The 20,057-nt window shown below is 60.6% G+C and carries 18 protein-coding genes and 2 tRNA genes; 1 reads left to right on the top strand and 19 read right to left on the bottom strand.

Annotation, left to right across the window (positions count from 1 at the left end):
* Positions 1–87: 87 nt before the first annotated feature.
* The 14 genes from rpsO to rlmE form a co-directional block, all read right to left on the bottom strand.
* Positions 88–357: a 30S ribosomal protein S15 gene (gene rpsO / locus EGJ09_RS07645; protein ID WP_012274241.1), complete on the bottom strand. Its 270-nt coding sequence runs from the start codon at positions 355–357 to the stop codon at positions 88–90.
* Between the two features lie 146 nt (positions 358–503).
* Positions 504–1,421, bottom strand: coding sequence for a tRNA pseudouridine(55) synthase TruB (gene truB / locus EGJ09_RS07640; RefSeq protein ID WP_046788155.1), 918 nt, complete (start codon positions 1,419–1,421; stop codon positions 504–506).
* 3 nt (positions 1,422–1,424) lie between these two features.
* Positions 1,425–1,823 (bottom strand): 30S ribosome-binding factor RbfA, encoded by a 399-nt coding sequence (gene rbfA, locus EGJ09_RS07635; protein WP_012312655.1) that lies wholly within the window; start codon positions 1,821–1,823, stop codon positions 1,425–1,427.
* A gap of 116 nt (positions 1,824–1,939) precedes the next feature.
* Complete coding sequence (infB, locus tag EGJ09_RS07630; protein ID WP_046788154.1) at positions 1,940–4,471, bottom strand: translation initiation factor IF-2; 2,532 nt, start codon at positions 4,469–4,471, stop codon at positions 1,940–1,942.
* A gap of 27 nt (positions 4,472–4,498) precedes the next feature.
* Positions 4,499–5,980, bottom strand: coding sequence for a transcription termination factor NusA (gene nusA, locus EGJ09_RS07625; protein WP_046788153.1), 1,482 nt, complete (start codon positions 5,978–5,980; stop codon positions 4,499–4,501).
* Positions 5,981–6,039: 59 nt separating this feature from the next.
* The gene (rimP, locus tag EGJ09_RS07620) at positions 6,040–6,498 is read right to left on the bottom strand and encodes a ribosome maturation factor RimP (protein WP_042111874.1); all 459 of its coding nucleotides are present in this window, start codon (positions 6,496–6,498) and stop codon (positions 6,040–6,042) included.
* 130 nt (positions 6,499–6,628) lie between these two features.
* Positions 6,629–6,705, bottom strand: a tRNA-Met gene (locus tag EGJ09_RS07615).
* 98 nt (positions 6,706–6,803) lie between these two features.
* A tRNA-Leu gene (locus tag EGJ09_RS07610) sits at positions 6,804–6,889 on the bottom strand.
* Positions 6,890–6,910: 21 nt separating this feature from the next.
* Positions 6,911–7,303 carry a preprotein translocase subunit SecG gene (secG, locus tag EGJ09_RS07605; RefSeq protein ID WP_012312651.1) on the bottom strand — a complete coding sequence of 131 codons (393 nt, stop codon included), beginning with the start codon at positions 7,301–7,303 and terminating at the stop codon, positions 6,911–6,913.
* Positions 7,304–7,307: 4 nt separating this feature from the next.
* Positions 7,308–8,063 carry a triose-phosphate isomerase gene (tpiA, locus tag EGJ09_RS07600; RefSeq protein WP_039603947.1) on the bottom strand — a complete coding sequence of 252 codons (756 nt, stop codon included), beginning with the start codon at positions 8,061–8,063 and terminating at the stop codon, positions 7,308–7,310.
* A gap of 66 nt (positions 8,064–8,129) precedes the next feature.
* Positions 8,130–9,470, bottom strand: coding sequence for a phosphoglucosamine mutase (gene glmM, locus EGJ09_RS07595; RefSeq protein WP_046788152.1), 1,341 nt, complete (start codon positions 9,468–9,470; stop codon positions 8,130–8,132).
* A 16-nt stretch (positions 9,471–9,486) separates the two neighbouring features.
* The gene (gene folP, locus EGJ09_RS07590) at positions 9,487–10,338 is read right to left on the bottom strand and encodes a dihydropteroate synthase (protein ID WP_125923555.1); all 852 of its coding nucleotides are present in this window, start codon (positions 10,336–10,338) and stop codon (positions 9,487–9,489) included.
* 8 nt (positions 10,339–10,346) lie between these two features.
* The gene (gene ftsH, locus EGJ09_RS07585) at positions 10,347–12,251 is read right to left on the bottom strand and encodes an ATP-dependent zinc metalloprotease FtsH (RefSeq protein WP_012312647.1); all 1,905 of its coding nucleotides are present in this window, start codon (positions 12,249–12,251) and stop codon (positions 10,347–10,349) included.
* A 203-nt stretch (positions 12,252–12,454) separates the two neighbouring features.
* Complete coding sequence (rlmE, locus tag EGJ09_RS07580) at positions 12,455–13,081, bottom strand: 23S rRNA (uridine(2552)-2'-O)-methyltransferase RlmE (protein WP_012312646.1); 627 nt, start codon at positions 13,079–13,081, stop codon at positions 12,455–12,457.
* Between the two features lie 102 nt (positions 13,082–13,183).
* Here rlmE and yhbY point away from each other — a divergent pair, with 102 nt between their 5' ends.
* Positions 13,184–13,492: a ribosome assembly RNA-binding protein YhbY gene (gene yhbY / locus EGJ09_RS07575; protein WP_003249945.1), complete on the top strand. Its 309-nt coding sequence runs from the start codon at positions 13,184–13,186 to the stop codon at positions 13,490–13,492.
* Between the two features lie 12 nt (positions 13,493–13,504).
* Here yhbY and EGJ09_RS07570 read toward each other — a convergent pair whose 3' ends face one another.
* The 5 genes from EGJ09_RS07570 to dapB form a co-directional block, all read right to left on the bottom strand.
* Positions 13,505–13,954, bottom strand: a complete 450-nt coding sequence (locus EGJ09_RS07570) for a hypothetical protein (RefSeq protein WP_012312645.1) — start codon at positions 13,952–13,954, stop codon at positions 13,505–13,507.
* Positions 13,932–14,414, bottom strand: coding sequence for a transcription elongation factor GreA (greA, locus tag EGJ09_RS07565; RefSeq protein ID WP_012312644.1), 483 nt, complete (start codon positions 14,412–14,414; stop codon positions 13,932–13,934). Before greA ends, EGJ09_RS07570 begins: the two co-directional genes overlap by 23 nt.
* Positions 14,411–17,632 carry a carbamoyl-phosphate synthase large subunit gene (gene carB / locus EGJ09_RS07560; protein WP_012312643.1) on the bottom strand — a complete coding sequence of 1,074 codons (3,222 nt, stop codon included), beginning with the start codon at positions 17,630–17,632 and terminating at the stop codon, positions 14,411–14,413. The genes greA and carB overlap by 4 nt, the downstream gene beginning before the upstream one ends.
* Positions 17,633–17,737: 105 nt before the next feature.
* Positions 17,738–18,874: a glutamine-hydrolyzing carbamoyl-phosphate synthase small subunit gene (gene carA / locus EGJ09_RS07555; protein WP_039602472.1), complete on the bottom strand. Its 1,137-nt coding sequence runs from the start codon at positions 18,872–18,874 to the stop codon at positions 17,738–17,740.
* Positions 18,875–19,248: 374 nt separating this feature from the next.
* Positions 19,249–20,052, bottom strand: a complete 804-nt coding sequence (gene dapB, locus EGJ09_RS07550) for a 4-hydroxy-tetrahydrodipicolinate reductase (RefSeq protein WP_046788150.1) — start codon at positions 20,050–20,052, stop codon at positions 19,249–19,251.
* Positions 20,053–20,057 lie beyond the last annotated feature (5 nt).

Raw genomic sequence — 20,057 nt, 5'->3', positions numbered from 1 at the left:
ATACGCGTGGCGTGTCCGACGCAAACGCTGCCAAGCAGCGCTGGCGAAGCATGCGACACGCCATGCACACCACTGACCAGGCCGCTATTAGCGACGCAGGCCCAGGCGACCGATCAGGGCGCTGTAACGAGTGGTGTCTTTGCCCTTCAGGTAGTCCAGCAGCTTACGACGCTGGTTAACCATGCGGATCAGGCCACGACGCGAGTGGTGGTCTTTACCGTTGGCCTTGAAGTGGCCTTGCAGCTTGTTGATGTTCGCGGTCAGCAGAGCGACCTGAACTTCAGGGCTACCAGTGTCACCAGCAGCTTGCTGGAAGTCGGTAACGATTTGAGCTTTTTCTTCAACGCTGAGGGCCATGTGGCTTCTCCTGATAACGGAACCCGCAAGCGGGTCCAATAGGCCAGGGACAAATCCCTGTATTAATAAAAAAGGTGTGACCGTGCCTACTGACAGCCACCCTTGTATCCGCAGGCCACAGCATGAGCCGAAGCCTGCGGTTTCGATCATTCCGACCGAATCAGTCGACGCGGCGCAATACGCCCGTCTTCGCTCACTTCACCGATACCGATGAAACGACCATTGTGATCCTGTACCCGGACCATGCCAAATTGCGGCGCGTCCGGAGCACGTACCGCCTGGCCATGCAGCCAGTAGAACGCGCTGTGTTCGGACAAGCCGATCAGCGGCCAGTCCTGCAGGCCACTGTCCGAAGGCATGAGGAAGCGATCGAGCGCTTCGTTGCCGCCTTCGGCGTGGGCCTGTTCGAGTTCCTCGAGGGTCACGGTCTGGGCCAGCTCGAAGGGCCCGGCGTGGGTCCTGCGCAGCTCGGCAACATAGGCGCCACAGCCGAGGGCCTCGCCGATATCCTCCACCAGGGTGCGGATATAGGTGCCTTTGCTGCATCCTACGCTCAGCCGTGCACGGGTGCCTTCGCACTCGAGCAACTCCAAGCGGTTAATAGTAACAGAACGCGCCTCGCGCTCCACTACCTCTCCTGCACGTGCCAGCTTGTAAAGCGGCTGACCGTCACGCTTGAGCGCCGAGTACATCGGCGGTATCTGGCTGATCGGGCCGCGAAAACGTGGCAGTAGCGCCTCGATGTCGGCACGACCAACGGTCACTTCACGGGTTTGCAGGACCTCGCCTTCAGCATCGGCAGTATTGGTAGTCTGCCCCAGCTGCATGACGGTTTCGTAGCCCTTGTCGGAATCGAGCAGGTACTGCGAAAACTTGGTCGCTTCGCCGAAGCACAGCGGCAGCACACCGGTGGCCAACGGGTCGAGGCTGCCGGTGTGGCCGGCCTTTTCCGCGTTGAGCAACCAGCGCACTTTCTGCAGTGCGGCGTTGGAGGTGAACCCCAGTGGCTTGTCGAGCAGGATGATGCCGCTGACGTTGCGGCGGATACGTTTGACCTGGGCCACCGGTTACTCCTTGGTGTCCTGCTCGTCGGTATCCTTGTGCAGGCGGTCTTCGGCCACTGCACGCTCGATCAGCGCCGACAGGTGGACACCACGGCTGACGCTCTCATCGAAATGGAAGTGCAACTGCGGCACGCTGCGCAGCTGCATCGAGCGGCCCAGGTGCAGGCGCAGGAAGCTGGCAGCGCTGTTCAGCGCCTTGAGCGATTGCTGCACTGCGTCCGGCGTTTCTTCACCCATGACGGTGATGAAGACCTTGGCATGGCCCAGGTCGCGGCTGACGTCCACGGCGGTGATGGTCACCAGGCCGACGCGTGGGTCCTTGACTTCACGGCGGATCAGTTCTGCCAGCTCGCGCTGCATCTGATCACCGATACGTTGGGTACGGCTGTATTCTTTGGCCATTCTTGCTACCTGTAACTTAAAGCGGCAAACGCCCGGTCAGGCTGAAGCCTGACCGGGCGCTACCTACTGAGGGGCTGCCCACCGCCCTGGGGCGGGGGCCGACACCCTGCTCGCCCTTAAAGGGTACGAGCAACCTGGACTTTCTCGAAGACTTCGATCTTGTCGCCGACCTTGACGTCGTTGTAGCTCTTGACGCCAATACCGCACTCCATGCCCGAACGCACTTCTGCAGCGTCGTCCTTGAAACGACGCAGCGATTCCAGCTCGCCTTCGAAGATGACCACGTCGTCGCGCAGTACGCGGATCGGACGGTTGCGGTACACGGTACCCTCGATGACCATACAGCCAGCGATGGCGCCGAACTTCGGCGAACGGAACACGTCACGCACTTCGGCCACACCCAGGATGTTCTCGCGAACATCGCTGCCGAGCATGCCGGTCAGGGCCTTCTTGACGTCTTCGATGATGTCGTAGATCACGTTGTAGTAACGCATATCCAGACCTTCCTGCTCGACGATCTTGCGCGCACCGGCATCGGCACGCACGTTGAAGCCGAACAGCACCGCATTGGACGCCAGCGCCAGGTTGGCATCGCTCTCGGTGATACCACCGACGCCGCCACCGATCACGCGAACCTGAACTTCGTCGTTGCCCAGGCCGCCGAGCGAACCCTGAAGTGCTTCCAGGGAACCGCGCACGTCGGTCTTGAGGACGATGTTGAGGGTCTTCTTCTCTTCCTGACCCATGGTCTCGAAGATGTTTTCCAGCTTGCCGGCGTGAGCACGGGCCAGCTTGACCTCGCGGTATTTGCCCTGACGGAACAGTGCAACCTCGCGGGCCTTCTTCTCGTCGGCAACCACGGACAGCTCGTCACCGGCTTCCGGAGTGCCATCCAGGCCGAGGATTTCGACCGGGATCGACGGGCCGGCTTCCTTAACAGGCTTGCCGTTCTCGTCCAGCATGGCACGCACGCGGCCATAGTTGGAGCCGCACAGGACCATGTCGCCCTGACGCAGGGTACCGTCCTGAACCAGGATGGTCGCCACCGGGCCGCGGCCCTTGTCCAGGCGCGATTCGACAACCACACCACGACCAGGCGCGGTCGGAGTGGCCGTCAACTCGAGGACTTCGGCCTGCAGCAATACGGCTTCAAGCAGTTCGTCGACGCCCGTACCCATCTTCGCCGAAACCTTGACGAACGGCGTGTCACCACCCCATTCCTCGGAGGTCACGCCTTCGACGGACAGCTCGTTACGGATGCGATCGAGGTCAGCACCAGGCTTGTCGATCTTGTTCACCGCAACCACCAGAGGGACGCCAGCTGCCTTGGCATGCTGAACGGCTTCACGGGTCTGTGGCATCACGCCATCGTCCGCCGCCACCACCAGGATGACGATGTCGGTCGCCTTGGCACCACGGGCACGCATCTGAGTGAACGCAGCGTGGCCTGGGGTATCGAGGAAGGTGACCATGCCGCGGTCGGTTTCCACGTGGTAGGCACCGATGTGCTGGGTGATACCACCGGCTTCGCCAGCGGCAACCTTGGCACGACGGATATAGTCGAGCAGCGAGGTCTTGCCATGGTCAACGTGACCCATGACGGTAACGACCGGTGCACGCGACTCGGCCTGGCCTTCGAACTTCAGCGATTCGGCCAGGGAATCTTCCAGGGCGGTATCGCTGACCAGGGTGACCTTGTGGCCCAGCTCTTCTGCGATCAGCTGAGCGGTTTCCTGGTCGAGCACCTGGTTGATGGTGACCGGAGTGCCCATCTTGAACATGAACTTGACGACTTCAGCGGCCTTGACCGACATCTGCTGCGCAAGCTCCGAGACGGTGATGGTCTCGCCGATGGTCACGTCACGGATGACCGGACCGGTCGGGTTCTGGAAGCCATGCTGGTTACGCTTCTTCAGCTTGCCTTTGCCACCACGACCACGGCGAGCGCCATCGCTCTCTTCGTCGGTGGTGCGCGGAGCGGCACGAGGGGTCGGAGCCTTTTCTTTCTCCTTCACCTTGACCTTGATCGACACACGTGGCGCCTCGCCACGGCGACGGTCGTCATCGCGAGTACGGCTTTCGTTGCGACGGGTCTCGTCCTTCTTGCGCTCGGCAGCACGGGCTGCAGCGTCTTCGGAAGCCGGGGCGTTAGCGACGGCCGGTGCTGGTGCCGGAGCAGCAGCAGCCGGTGCCGGCTCGGCCTTGGCGGCCGGCGCAGCGGCAGCAGTAGCGGTCGCGTGGCGACGAGCCTGCTCTTCGTTACGCTGGCGAACGTCGGCGTCGACCTTGTCACGCGCGGCATTTTCAGCCGCACGGCGCTCGTCCTGCTCACGTTTCTGCTCAGCCTGAATCTCTTCAGGGCTGCGCTGAACGAATACTTTCTTCTTGCGTACTTCTACGCTGATGCTTTTGCTACCGGCGACACGCAGGGTGCTGGTGGTCTTGCGCTGCAAGGTAATCTTGCGCGGCTCTTCCGCCTTGCTCTTGTGGCTGCTCTTCAAATGGGTCAGCAGAGTCTGCTTCTCATTGTCGGTCACTACCTGACCGGCGTCGGTGTGCGGCAGACCTGCCTCACGCATCTGCTGCAGCAGGCGCTCTACCGGTGCCTCGACCTCTTGGGCCAGTTCTTTCACCGTGACTTGCGTCATGCACTTCTCTCCTCAGGCCGCGCCTAATTACTCGAACCAGTGGGCTCGGGCGGCCATGATCAACTTGCCGGCACGCTCTTGGTCGATGCCGTCGATGTCGAGCAGGTCGTCAATCGACTGCTCGGCCAGGTCTTCGCGGTTAACCACGCCGCGCACCGCCAGTTCCGCCGCCAGGTCCTTGTCCATGCCCTCAAGGGAGAGCAGGTCTTCGGCCGGATGGGCGTCTGCCAGTTTTTCTTCGGTAGCGATGGCCTTGGTCAACAAACGGTCCTTGGCTCGAGCGCGGAGCTCATTGACGATATCCTCGTCAAAGCCATCGATGTTGAGCATTTCTTCCAACGGTACGTAGGCAATTTCTTCAAGGCTGGTAAAGCCTTCGTCGACCAGCACTTGGGCCAGCTCCTCGTCGACTTCCAGTTCCTCGATGAAGTTGCGCAGGATGTCACCGGTTTCCGCCTGCTGTTTGGCCTGGATGTCCTTCTCGGTCATCACGTTCAGGGTCCAGCCGGTCAACTGACTGGCCAGGCGAACGTTCTGACCACCACGGCCAATGGCCTGGGCCAGGTTGTCCTCGGCAACGGCGATGTCCATGGCATGGGCATCTTCGTCAACGATGATCGCCGCGACTTCAGCCGGCGACATGGCGTTGATGACAAATTGCGCCGGGTTCTCGTCCCACAGGACGATATCCACACGCTCGCCACCCAGCTCGCCGGATACGGCCTGGACGCGCGAACCGCGCATGCCGATACAGGCACCCTGCGGGTCGATGCGCTTGTCCTTGGAGCGGACGGCGATCTTGGCACGCGATCCCGGATCACGGGAAGCGGCCATGACTTCAATGAGGCCTTCTGCGATTTCCGGCACTTCGATGCGGAACAGTTCGATCAGCATCTGTGGCGCGGTGCGCGACAGGATCAGCTGCGGACCGCGGTTCTCGGTGCGGATTTCCTTGAGCAGCGCACGCAAGCGCACGCCAACCCGGAAGGTCTCACGTGGAATGATGTCTTCGCGAGCCAGCAGCGCCTCGGCGTTGTTGCCCAGGTCGACGATGACGTTGTCGCGGGTAACCTTCTTGACAGTACCGGAGATGATCTCGCCAACGCGTTCGCGGTAGGCATCGACCACCTGGGCGCGCTCGGCCTCACGGACCTTCTGCACGATGACCTGCTTGGCGGTCTGGGCGGCGATACGACCGAATTCGATGGACTCGATCTTCTCCTCGATCACGTCACCCACCTTGGCTTCAGGGTGAGTCTCGTGGATCTTGGCCAGCCAGGTCTCGATTGCCGGATCGTCCAGATCGGCTTCGTCGACCACGGTCCAGCGACGGAAGGTCTCGTAGCTACCGGTGTGGCGGTTGATTTCCACACGCAGGTCGACTTCGTCTTCAAAACGTTTTTTGGTTGCAGTAGCCAAGGCCACTTCCAGCGCTTCGAAAATGACGCCGGGCGGTACACCTTTTTCGTTGGATACCGATTCAACAACCAGCAGTACTTCTTTGCTCATCGTACGCCTCGCCTTGCGCAAGCCATTGGGCCCGGATAGTCCGCCGGGCCCGGCACGTCTCAGTCAAAACTGGGAATAATATTGGCCTTGTCGATCGAGTCGATCGGCAACAGGAACTCATGACTGTCCACCTGGACCACCACATCCTGCTCCTCCACACCGCGGAGAAGGCCCTGGAAGTTACGACGACCCTCGAAGGGCGTACGCAGCTTGATCTTCACTTGTTCGCCGGCATGCGAGGCAAACTGTTCCAGCGTGAACAGCGGGCGATCCATGCCTGGAGAGGACACCTCAAGGGTATATTCACTGCTGATCGGATCTTCCACATCAAGAATGGCGCTGGCCTGACGGCTGACCGCTTCACAGTCCTCCACCAGAATGCCGCCTTCCTTGTCGATATAGATGCGCAATACCGAATGCTTACCCTGGGAAACGTACTCGATCCCCCAGCATTGATAGCCCAGACCCTCGACCACCGGGGCCAACAAGGCCTGCAACTGTTCTAGCTTGCTCGACACCTGAACCCCCTCGTGCATGCTGTGCAAATAAAAAATGGGCGAAGCGCCCATCCCTGAAAGCGCCGTTGGACAACGACGCCGTAAACTGTTCGGCTAGCAAAAAGCCCCTGAAAAGGGGCTCCGCTGAAGCTGGTTGCGGGGGCTGGATTTGAACCAACGACCTTCGGGTTATGAGCCCGACGAGCTACCAAGCTGCTCCACCCCGCGACAAAGCTGGGGCGAAAGTATAAGACTGAACCCGTCGCTGGGTCAATCTAACCTCCACCTGCAAGAAAGCCCGCTAAAGCGGGCTCTCAAGCTTTAATTGGTACCGAGAAGGGGACTCGAACCCCTACACCCTATGGGCACAACCACCTCAAGGTTGCGTGTCTACCAATTCCACCACCTCGGCAATATTACTTCTTGAAACCCGTTACTTCTGCTCTTCGGCTGGAGGAGGTACGTCACCCGCTGGGGTGGTTTCGCTCTTCTGCTCCTGGAGCACCGGTACATCATCATTTACTGCCGGCTTTGGCTGCTTTACTTCCAACACCGCTGGATCCGGAAGTCCCGCCTGACCAAGCTGGTGAGCTTGTTGCTTGGCGAAGTATCCTAACCCAAGTGCTGTCAAAAAGAAAGTGGCAGCAAGTATAGCAGTGAATTTACTCAGGAAGGTAGCAGAACCTTGGCTTCCGAACACAGTATTTGAAGCACCTGCGCCGAAAGATGCACCTGCTTCCGCACCCTTACCCTGTTGCAACAGCACCAGCACTACAAGCGACAGCGCTGCCAACAGATGAAAAACAACGATGACTGTTTCCAGCATTTGTTCAGTTTCCTGCGGCGCGACAAATTGCACCGAATTCGTCTGCGTTCAGGGATGCTCCACCAATGAGCCCCCCATCAATATCCGGCATGCCGAACAGTTCGGCCGCATTGGCCGCCTTCACGCTACCGCCGTAGAGAAGCTGCACATTCTGCGCAACTTCGGCGTCCTTCGCTGCCAACTGCTTACGGATGGCTGCATGCACATCCTGAGCTTGCTGCGGCGAGGCCGTCAAACCTGTACCGATGGCCCATACAGGCTCATAGGCAATTACTGCATTGGCAAAAGCGGCAATACCGAACGCGTCGATAACACTGCTTAGTTGACGCCCTACAACTTCAAGCGTCTTGCCTGCTTCGCGCTCTTGTAGAGTTTCCCCTATGCAGAGCACCGGCGTCAAACCACTTTTCTGAGCAGCTGCAAACTTGCGATTAAGCACTTCTTCACTTTCACCGATAACCTGGCGACGTTCGGAGTGACCAATCAACACCAACTTGCAACCCACTTCAGCCAACTGACTCGGTGCAACTTCACCAGTCAGCGCACCCTGTTCGGGCTGTACTGCAGAATTCTGTGCTCCAACGATGATTCCTTTGCCTTTCAGGCCATCAATGACTTCATTGATGAACAGGGCCGGAGGAAAAACCGCGACTTCGATACCTTCGGGAATGAGCATATTGCCCAAGCCCTGAGTCAGCTCAGCGACGCTGGCGCGGGTACCGTGCATCTTCCAGTTACCAGCTACCATGGGGCGACGCATGCTTTACCTCGTCGGTCAAAGTGGGCGCAGATCTTACCCAACCAGATCTGCGCTGGCAAGCCCAATTCAGACACAAACTTCAGCGACCAGTTTAGCCAGGGCTTCGGCATGCGTGCGCACCTGGCTTTCATCGTCACCTTCAACCATCACCCGCACCAACGGCTCGGTGCCCGACTTGCGCAACAGCACACGCCCACGCCCCGCCATGTCCTCGGTAACCTTGGCACTGGCCTCCTTGACAGCCGGATGCTCCAGGGGGTCGACCTTGCTGGCGCCGAAACGAACATTGATCAACACCTGCGGGCACTTGCGCAAGGCCTGGCGAGCCTGCGCCAGGGTCTCGCCGCGGCGCTTGAGCGCCAGCAGTACCTGCAGTGCGGCAATGATCGCATCACCGGTGGTGGTGTGGTTGCAGCACACGACATGCCCGGAGTTTTCACCCCCCACCAGCCAGCCGCGCTCCAGCAGCTCGGCCATGACGTAACGGTCGCCAACCTTGGCCCGCACGAAAGGAATGTCCAGGTCCTTGAGTGCAAGCTCCAGGCCCAGGTTACTCATCAGCGTACCGACCACCCCGCCCTGCAGCTTGCCCCGCTCGTGCAGGTCCCGGGCGATGATGAACAGCAGCTCGTCGCCATCGACGATCGCGCCGGTATGATCGACCATCAACACCCGGTCACCATCACCGTCGAAGGCAATGCCCAAGTCGGCGTGACCGACCAGCACTGCCGCCTGCAGCGACTCGATGTGGGTCGAGCCGCAGCTTTCGTTGATGTTCAGGCCGTCAGGCTGCGCATGCAGCACCGTCACTTCGGCACCCAGCTCGCGGAACACGCTCGGCGCGACTTTGTAGGTGGCGCCATGGGCGCAGTCGACGACCAGCTTGAGCCCTTCGAAGCCGGTGCTGGACGGCACACTGCTCTTGCAAAACTCGATGTAGCGGCCAGCGGCATCGTTGATGCGCGAGACCTTGCCCAACTTGCTCGAGCCGACCACCGTCATCGGCTGGTCAAGAAGCTCCTCGATCATCAGCTCGATTTCGTCGGGCAGCTTGGTGCCCTGGCCTGAGAAGAACTTGATACCGTTGTCATCGTGCGGGTTGTGCGAAGCACTGATGACGATACCCGCTTCAGCATGGAAGGTACGGGTCAGGTAGGCGATGGCCGGGGTAGGCATCGGCCCGAGCAGCAAGACGTCAGCACCTGCAGCAGAAAGGCCCGCCTCGAGCGCGGACTCGAACATGTAACCGGAAATGCGCGTGTCCTTGCCCACCAACACGCGGCAGTTACCCTGCTTGCGGAAGGCCATGCCCGCCGCCCAGCCCAGCTTCAGCATGAAGTCAGGGGTGATCGGGTATTCGCCGACGCGGCCACGGATGCCGTCGGTACCAAAGTATTTTCTGCTCATAGGGACTCCAATGTTCTTATTCGGCGTTCTGTACCGCAGCAATCATGCGCACCACATCGGCGGTCTCGGCCACATCATGGACGCGCAGAATGCTGGCCCCCTTGGTCATGGCCAAGGCCGCCAGCGCCAGGCTGCCGTACAGCCGCTCACCAACCGGACGATCCAGCGTCAGGCCGATCATGCTCTTGCGTGAAACACCCACCAGCAACGGGCGCCCGAGACTGTAAAGTGCTTCCATATGCTTGAACAGGCTCAGGTTATGCGCCAGTGTCTTGGCGAACCCGAAACCCGGGTCGAGGATGATGCGTTCGGCACCGATACCCGCTGCTGCGCAAGCCGCCATCCGCTGTTCAAGATAGCGCGTTACATCGGCGGTCACATCCTCGTAATGCGGGTCGTCCTGCATGTTCCCCGGCTCGCCGCGCATGTGCATCAGGCACACCGGCAGCCCGGTATCTGCAGCGGCATCGAGGGCGCCATCACGCTCCAGCGCACGCACGTCGTTGATCAGGCCAGCACCGAGGCGAGCCGACTCACGCATGACGGCAGGCGTTGAGGTATCGACCGAAATGACCACATCAAGGCGACTGTTGATCGCCTCGACCATCGGCGCCACACGCTCGAGCTCCTCGGTCACCGAGACCGCACGGGCGCCGGGGCGCGTCGATTCGCCGCCGATGTCGATCAGCGTCGCGCCCGCCGCAACCATGGCTTCTGCATGACGTAGGGCCTCGTCGCGCTGACTGAAGCGCCCGCCATCAGAGAAGGAATCGGGGGTGATATTGAGGATACCCATGACATGGGTACGGGACAAATCAAGAACCCGGCTGCCGCAAGGCAACCGGGTCGGGTACAGCTTAGAGCTCATAGATGCCCTTAGTGTTGAGCCGCTGGGCCGCCGATCGGCGATTCAGGGCGATCATTCTGGGCAGCAGGCGTGCCCGAAGTCTTGTCGTCATCCCAGTCACGCGGTTCGCGAGGCGTACGACCGGACATGATGTCGTCGATCTGGTCGGCGTCGATGGTCTCGTATTTCATCAGCGCTTCGGCCATGGCATCGAGCTTGTCGCGGTTGTCGGTCAGCAGCTGCTTGGCAGTGGCGTAGCACTGGTCGATGATGCTGCGCACTTCCGAGTCGATCAGCTTGGCCGTTTCGCCAGAAACACTGGCGTGCTGGCTGCCGGCGCTGCGGCCGAGGAAAACCTCGCCCTCTTCTTCGGCATACATCAGCGGGCCGAGCTTCTCGGACAGGCCCCACTTGGTGACCATGTTCCGAGCAATCTGGCTGGCACGCATGATGTCGTTCGAGGCACCGGTGGTAACACCATCGAAGCCCAAGGTCATTTCCTCGGCGATACGGCCACCGTACAGCGAGCAGATCTGGCTGATCAGCGCACGCTTGGACAGGCTGTAACGGTCTTCCTCGGGCAGGAACATGGTCACACCCAGGGCGCGACCGCGCGGGATGATCGAGACCTTGTAAACCGGGTCATGCTCAGGCACCAGGCGACCAACGATGGCGTGACCGGCCTCGTGGTAGGCGGTGTTCTGTTTTTCCTTCTCGGACATGACCATGGTCTTGCGCTCGGCGCCCATCATGATCTTGTCTTTGGCCAGTTCGAACTCTTTCATCTCGACCAGGCGCTTGTTGGAGCGCGCAGCGAACAGCGAAGCTTCGTTGACCAGGTTGGCAAGGTCAGCACCGGAGAAGCCTGGAGTACCACGGGCAATGACTGCCGGGTTGACGTTCTCGCCGATCGGAACCTTGCGCATGTGAACCTTGAGGATCTGCTCACGACCACGGATGTCTGGCAGGCCGACCACCACCTGGCGGTCGAAGCGGCCAGGACGCAGCAGGGCCGGGTCCAGTACGTCCGGACGGTTGGTGGCGGCAATGACGATGATGCCATCGTTCATTTCAAAGCCGTCCATCTCGACCAGCAACTGATTGAGGGTCTGTTCACGCTCGTCGTGACCACCGCCCATGCCGGCGCCACGGTGGCGACCAACGGCGTCGATCTCGTCGATGAAGATAATGCATGGGGCGTGCTTTTTGGCCTGCTCGAACATGTCGCGCACACGGCTGGCACCCACACCGACGAACATCTCGACGAAGTCCGAACCGGAAATGGTGAAGAAAGGCACCTTGGCTTCGCCGGCAATCGCCTTGGCCAGCAAGGTCTTACCGGTACCCGGCGGGCCGACCATCAGCACGCCACGCGGGATGCGGCCACCCAGGCGCTGGAACTTGCCCGGGTCGCGCAGGAACTCGACCAGCTCGCCGACTTCTTCCTTGGCCTCGTCGCAACCTGCAACGTCAGCCAAAGTGGTCTTGACCTGGTCTTCGGACAGCAGGCGCGCCTTGCTCTTGCCGAAGCTCATCGGCCCGCCCTTGCCGCCTGCACCGCCCTGCATCTGGCGCATGAAGAACATGAACACGGCAATGATCACCAGGATCGGGAAGCTCGCCACCAGCAGCTGAGTCCAGATGCTCTGCTGCTCGGGCTGCTTGCCTTCGACGACCACGTTATTGTCGACCAGGTCGCCGATCAGGCCGTTATCGGTAATGGCCGGGCGAACGGTCTTGAAGCTGTCGCCGTCGGCGCGCTTGCCGGTAATGATGTAGCCGTCGACGGTCACACGCTCGACCTTGCCATCCTTGACCTGCTGGATGAAGTCGGAGTAGTTGAGGGTCTGCGGCTCGTTAGGGCTGGAGAAGTTGTTCATCACTGTCACCAGGACAGCTGCGATGATCAACCACAGGATCAGATTCTTTGCCATGTCGTTCAATTCGCTACCCTCTGAGGCCGGCGCACGACGCAGCCGTGCCTCGCATGATATTCATCGCCCTAACTTACTACATTACCTACGCAACCGCAGGCACCGTCTGTAACCCTTTGTGAAATCTAGACTACACGAAGTTCGGACAATCCAGACGGGGCGGCCGATTGGAAATAACTATCGACCACCCCGCAGCACGCCATTCAAGCGCCCTTGAAACCCTTACCCAACAGGTACTGTTCACGCGAGCGATCCCGTGAAGAGGACGGCTTGCGCATCTGCACCTTGTCGAACTTGGTGCGCACATCCTTCAGGTACATGTCAAAGCCTTCGCCCTGGAAAATCTTGATCAGAAAATCACCGCCGGGCTTGAGCACACGGGTTGCCAGGTCCAGGGCCAACTCACAGAGGAACATGGCGCGCGGCATGTCCACCTCAGGCGTACCACTCATATTGGGGGCCATGTCGGAAATCACAAGGTCTACGTGCGAATCACCGACCGCATCGAGGATCTGCTGCAGGACCTCATCCTGGGTGAAGTCGCCCTGAATGAAGGTAACGTCCGGGATCGAGTCCATTTCCAGAATGTCCGAAGCGATCAGACGGCCCTGGCCACCAATCAGACGACTGGTCACCTGCGACCAGCCACCCGGCGCCGCGCCCAGGTCGATCACGCTCATGCCTGGGCGGATCAGGCGGTCTTTCTCCTGGATCTCAAGCAGTTTGTAGCTCGCACGCGAGCGGTAGCCATCCTTCTGCGCCTGCTTAACAAAAGGGTCGTTAAAATGCTCTCGCAGCCAGTTAGCGCTGCTTTTGGAACGTTGTACCACGGGGCACCTCGATGATATGCGTCGTGTTTGACTGGGCGGAGCCACAGGCCCTCGGGTAAAATGCCCGTCAATTTTACAGAATCAGACGGAAAGGGTCAGATTATGCCGCTCAATAACGAGCAGAAGAAGCAATACAAATCCATTGGTCATGACCTGAAACCGGTCCTAATCGTTGCTGGCAACGGTTTGAATGAAGGCGTGATCGCCGAACTGGAGCGCGCACTGGTCGACCACGAGCTGATCAAGGTCGAAATTCGCTCGGAAGATCGCGAAGAGCGCGCCGAGACCATCGCAGAGCTGTGCAAGGCCGGCCGCGCCGAGCTGGTGCAGACCATCGGCAAGAAAGCGCTGATCTACCGCAAGAACCCACAGCCGAACAAACAGCTGTCCAACATCCACCGCTACAAGTAACGGTGGCGCCGATCAGTGGCGCGCTTGGCGCGCCCTGACCGGTACCGGTTGAGCCACCAGCACGATGCCGGAAAAACCCAGAACCAGAAAACAGAACATCTGCCAGCGCTCGCCGACCGAGATGCCATAGCGCAAGGTGTAGTACCCCACGCAGGCCGCAAAGCCCAGCAACAGCATCTGGCCACGAAATTGCCGCCACCAGGCCGCCAGGCCATCGACCCTCGCCAGTACTGCCAGCTGCGTCAACAGCCCGAGCAACGCCACGCCAATCAACCAACGGTCAATCTGCCCGGCGATATCCTGTACCAGCAAAGGTGCCAGGCCACTGACCTTGAGCGCAGGCACCAGCCCAACATGGAACACCCAAAGGCCACCGACCCAGAAAACCTGGGCCAGTTGCCAGAGGATCCCCTCAAGGGATGGCGCCCGCAGGCGCCGGTCAGATGTGCTTGACTTCGACAATCTCGTACTCGACCGAGCCGCTTGGCGTCTTGACGACGACAGTATCACCTTCTTCCTTGCCGATGATGGCACGGGCGATCGGTGCGCCGCTCGAGAGCTTGCCTTGCTTCACGTCGGCTTCATCCTCACCAACGATCTGGTAGCTCACCTCTTCATCGGTTTCAGTGTTGGCCAGCACCACAGTGGTGCCGAAAATCACTTTGCCGGTGTGAGGGATAGTGGTCACGTCGATCACTACCGAGTTCTGCAGACGGCCTTCGATGTCGCGGATACGCGCCTCGACCATGCCCTGCTCCTCACGGGCGGCATGGTATTCGGCATTTTCCTTGAGGTCGCCCAGTTCGCGTGCTTCGCCAATGGCCTGGCTCAGGCGCGGGCGCTCGGTCTTGCTCAGGAACAGGTGCTCCTCTTCCAGGGCGCGAGCGCCCTGGACGGTCATCGGATACTTGGTAATGCTCATGCTTTAAGTCCTGCATGCAGATCCTGCAAGCGACGAACGGTCTTTTCAGGGCCGAATTTCAGCGCTTCGCAGATGGCTTCACCAGCCGCAATGGTCGTGGTGCAGTAAATCTTGTGCTGCAACGCATTGCGACGAATCGAATAGGAATCGGCAATCGACTGACGGCCTTCGGTGGTGTTGATGATCAACGACACTTCGTCGTTCTTGATCATGTCGACCACGTGCGGACGGCCTTCGGTCACCTTGTTCACGCGGCGCACTTTCAGGCCGGCCGCCTCGATGACCTTGGCGGTACCTGCAGTAGCGACCACTTCGAAGCCCAGGGCGATCAGGTCACGGGCAACGCCAGCCACCTGTGGCTTGTCGTCGTCACGTACGCTGATGAACGCGGTACCGCCAGTTGGCAGCACTTCGCTGGCACCCATCTGAGCCTTGGCGAACGCTTCACCGAAGCTGTCACCGACACCCATGACTTCACCGGTCGATTTCATCTCAGGGCCGAGGATCGGGTCAACCCCCGGGAACTTGGCGAACGGGAAGACGGCTTCCTTGACGCTATAGAAGTTCGGGATGATTTCCTGGGTGAAGCCCAGCTCTTTCAGGGTTTTGCCAGCCATGACGCGGGCAGCGATCATCGCCAGGGAAGTGCCGATGCACTTGGACACGAACGGCACGGTACGCGAGGCGCGCGGGTTGACTTCAATCACGTAGATCTTGTCGCCCTGCAAGGCCAGCTGCACGTTCATCAGGCCAACCACGCCCAGCTCCAGGGCCATCTTGCGCACCTGATCGCGAACCTGGTCCTGCACGTCCTTGCTCAGCGAGTACGGCGGCAGCGAGCACGCCGAGTCACCGGAGTGAACGCCGGCCTGTTCGATGTGCTGCATGATCGCGCCGATCACCACGTCGGTGCCGTCACAGACCGCATCCACGTCCATCTCGATGGCGCAGTTGAGGAAGTGGTCCAGCAGTACCGGGCTGTCGTTGGACACTTGCACGGCTTCACGCAGGTAGCGCTTGAGCTCGTCCAGTTCGTAGACGATCTCCATCGCGCGGCCGCCCAGTACGTAGGACGGGCGCACCACCAGCGGGTAACCGATACCGCCCGCAGCACGGATGGCTTCTTCTTCGCTGCGCACGGTAGCGTTTGGCGGCTGCAGCAGGTTCAGGCGCTGAACCATCTGCTGGAAGCGCTCACGGTCTTCGGCACGGTCGATGGCGTCCGGGCTGGTACCGATGATCGGTACGCCGGCCTCTTCCAGGGCGCGAGCCAGTTTCAGCGGGGTCTGGCCGCCGTAGTGCACGATGACACCCTTGGGCTTCTCGACGCGGCAGACTTCCAGCACGTCTTCCAGGGTCAACGGCTCGAAGTACAGGCGGTCGGAGGTGTCGTAGTCGGTGGAGACGGTTTCCGGGTTGCAGTTGACCATGATGGTCTCGTAACCGTCTTCACGCAGTGCCAGTGCCGCGTGTACGCAGCAATAGTCGAACTCGATGCCTTGACCGATACGGTTAGGGCCGCCACCCAGGATCATGATCTTGTCGCGGGTCGACGGGTTGGCCTCGCACTCTTCCTCGTAGGTGGAGTACAGGTAGGCGGTGTCGGTGGCGAACTCGGCAGCGCAGGTGTCGACGCGCTTGTACACCGGGAACACTTCCAGCTTGTGGCGGTGACGGCGCAGGTTCTTGTCGGTGATGCCGAGCAGCTTGGCCAGACGCTGGTCCGAGAAGCCCTTGCGCTTGAGGCGCAGCATGTAGTCCTTGTCGATCGCCGACAGGGCCAGGGTCTTGACCTTCTCTTCTTCCTTGATCAGGTCTTCCATCTGCACCAGGAACCACATGTCGATGCCGGTCAGGGCGAAGATCTCTTCGCAGGTCATACCCGAACGCATGGCGTCAGCCACGTACCAGATGCGCTCGGCGCCCGGCACGGTCAGCTCGCGCTTGAGGATGCCGGCGGCTTCCGGGCTGGCCAGGTCGACTTTAGGGTCGAGACCGCAAGCACCGACTTCCAGGCCGCGCAGGGCTTTCTGCAGGGATTCCTGGAAGGTACGGCCGATGGCCATGACTTCACCCACGGACTTCATCTGGGTGGTCAGGCGGGCGTCGGCTTTCGGGAATTTCTCGAAGGCGAAGCGTGGCAGCTTAGTGACGACGTAGTCGATCGACGGCTCGAAGGACGCCGGGGTACGGCCGCCAGTGATGTCGTTCTGCAGTTCGTCCAGGGTGTAACCAATGGCCAGCTTGGCGGCGATCTTGGCGATCGGGAAGCCAGTTGCCTTGGAAGCCAGCGCCGAGGAACGCGAAACACGCGGGTTCATCTCGATCACGACCATGCGGCCGGTGTTCGGGCAGATACCGAACTGCACGTTGGAACCGCCGGTTTCAACGCCAATTTCACGCAGCACCGCCAGCGAGGCGTTGCGCATGATCTGGTATTCCTTGTCGGTCAGGGTCTGCGCCGGAGCAACGGTGATCGAGTCACCGGTGTGCACGCCCATCGGGTCGAAGTTTTCGATCGAGCAGACGATGATGCAGTTGTCCTTTTTGTCGCGGACCACTTCCATCTCGTACTCTTTCCAGCCGATCAGCGATTCGTCGATCAGCAGCTCTTTGGTCGGCGACAGGTCCAGACCACGGGTGCAGATTTCTTCGAACTCTTCACGGTTGTAAGCGATACCACCGCCTGTGCCACCCATGGTGAACGACGGGCGAATGATGCATGGGAAGCCAAGCTTCTCAAGGACCGCATTGGCCTCTTCCATGCTGTGGGCGATACCGGAGCGCGGGCACTCCAGGCCGATATCCTTCATGGCCTTGTCGAAGCGCGAACGGTCTTCGGCCTTGTCGATGGTGTCGGCGTTGGCACCGATCATCTCTACGCCGAACTTCTCCAGAACGCCGTGGCGCTCCAGGTCCAGGGCGCAGTTCAGTGCGGTCTGGCCACCCATGGTCGGCAATACGGCGTCCGGGCGCTCTTTTTCGATGATCTTGGCCACCGACTGCCACTTGATCGGCTCGATGTAGGTGGCGTCGGCCATGGCCGGGTCGGTCATGATGGTGGCTGGGTTGGAGTTCACCAGGATGACGCGGAAACCTTCCTCGCGCAGGGCTTTACAGGCCTGGGCGCCGGAGTAGTCGAATTCGCAGGCCTGGCCGATCACGATCGGGCCAGCGCCGAGAATCAGGATGCTTTTGATGTCTGTACGTTTTGGCATGGTGGTCACTCAAATCCGGGGTCAGTCGGCAAGCCGCTTTGAACAATCTGGGTCAGGCGCTTCCGGGCGCGGCAGGTGCCGGCCCGGGGCCTTGAAGCAGGATGCTCAGCGGCGCTTGGCCATGGCATCGGTGAAACGATCGAACAGTGGCGCGACGTCGGTCGGGCCCGGGCTCGCTTCAGGGTGGCCCTGGAAGCTGAACGCGCTCTTGTCGGTACGCTCGATACCCTGCAGGGTGCCGTCGAACAGCGACTTGTGGATGGCGCGGACGTTACCCGGCAGGGTGGCTTCGTCTACGGCGAAACCGTGGTTCTGGCTGGTGATCATGACCACACCGGTGTCCAAGTCCTGGACCGGGTGGTTGGCACCATGGTGGCCGTGGCCCATTTTCACGGTCTTGGCGCCAGAGGCCAGCGCCAGCAGCTGGTGGCCCAGGCAGATGCCGAACACCGGAATATCGGTGTCGAGGATCTCTTTGATCGCCTGGATCGCGTAGTCGCATGGCTCCGGATCACCAGGGCCGTTGGACAGGAACACACCATCGGGGTTGAGCGCGAGCACTTCGCTGGCCGGGGTCTGGGCAGGCACCACGGTCACGCGGCAGCCACGGGCGACCAACATGCGCAGGATGTTCAGCTTGACGCCGTAGTCGAAGGCAACAACGTGGTACGGCAGCTCGGAAGCTTCCAGGGTCGGGTGGCTGTCGGTTTTCAGCTCCCACACGCTGGAGCGCCACTCGTAACGCTCCTTGGTGGAAACGACCTTGGCCAGGTCCATGCCCTTGAGGCCAGGGAAGGCGCGGGCAGCGGCGATGGCGGCTTCTTCGCTGATGTTGTCACCGGCGAGGATGCAGCCGTTCTGAGCGCCCTTTTCACGCAGGATACGGGTCAGGCGACGGGTGTCGATGCCGGCGATGGCAACGACATTGTTGGCCTTGAGGTAGTCGGGCAGCGACTGGGTGTTACGCCAGTTGCTGGCCAGCAGCGGCAGGTCACGGATGACCAGGCCGGCGGACCATACACGGTTCGACTCGGCGTCTTCCGGGGTGGTACCGGTGTTGCCAATGTGCGGGTAGGTCAGAGTAACGATTTGCTGCGCGTAGGAAGGGTCTGTAAGGATTTCCTGGTAGCCGGTCATAGCGGTGTTGAACACCACCTCACCAACGGTCTGACCGTCGGCTCCGATGGCTTCACCGCGAAAAATACTGCCGTCGGCAAGGGCGAGTATGGCTGGCTTTGTCAAGAAGACCTCCCGTAAATCAAGCATGAAAGGGCGATCGCAGGTTGCAAAAAAGCGGAGTGACGTATGGACACGTCACCCCGCTTCTATGTGCTGAATTCAATTCGCTGCGCGCTTTTAGTGGACACACTAAAGCTGTAGCTTACAGAAAAGTGCTTTTTTGGTCTACCGCAAATGTGCCTCTAAAACACATGATTGCGACAGACTGACCTTCTTGGGCAATGCACACGCGTGTAGGAGCGGCCTTGTGTCGCGAAAGGGTCGCAAAGCGGCCCCAGGATATCAGCGGCGCCACAGATATCCTGGGACTGCTGCGCAGTCCTTTCGCGACACAAGGCCGCTCCTACCAGGGATCACATGCACCCCGAGGGAACGGCTTAACGCAGCTCTAGCACATCCTGCATGTCGTACAAGCCCGCCTCGCGCCCATCCAGCCACAGCGCGGCACGCACCGCACCCTTGGCGAAGGTCATGCGGCTGGAAGCCTTGTGGGTGATTTCCAGGCGCTCACCTTCAGCGGCGAACAATACGGTGTGGTCACCGACCACATCGCCGGCACGCACGGTGGCAAAGCCGATGGTCTGGCGATCACGCGCGCCCGTCTGGCCCTCACGACCATACACCGCCACTTCCTGCAGATCACGGCCCAGGGCATTGGCAACCACCTCACCCATGCGCAGCGCAGTGCCTGACGGCGCGTCGACCTTGTGGCGGTGGTGCGCCTCGATGATCTCGATGTCGACATCATCGCCCAGCACACGCGCCGCCATGTCCAGCAACTTCAGGCTGAGGTTGACGCCTACGCTGAAGTTGGCGGCGAAGACGATCGGGATGTCCTTGCCTGCCTCGGCCAGCAGCTGCTTCTCCTCGCTGGTGAAACCGGTGGTGCCGATGATCATCGCCTTGCCATGCTTGCGGCAGAACGCCAGGTTCTTCAGGGTCACCGAAGGGTGAGTGAAGTCGATCAGCACGTCGAATTCGTCGGCAACCTTGGCCAGGTCATCCGACAACAGCACACCGATCCGACCGAGCGCCGCCAACTCACCGGCATCCGCACCGACCAGCGAGCTGTCCGGGCGGTCGATCGCCGCCGTCAGCCCGGCACCCGGGGTTTGCTGCACGGCTTCGATCAGGGTCTTGCCCATCCGCCCAGCCGCGCCCATCACTGCAATACGTCGCATAGCCT

Origin of the sequence: Pseudomonas sp. p106 (assembly GCF_003936645.1) — a bacterium.
Taxonomy (GTDB): domain Bacteria; phylum Pseudomonadota; class Gammaproteobacteria; order Pseudomonadales; family Pseudomonadaceae; genus Aquipseudomonas; species Aquipseudomonas putida_E.
Note: the sequence above shows the minus strand (reverse complement) of the source record. Positions and strands in the feature narration are given on the sequence as shown.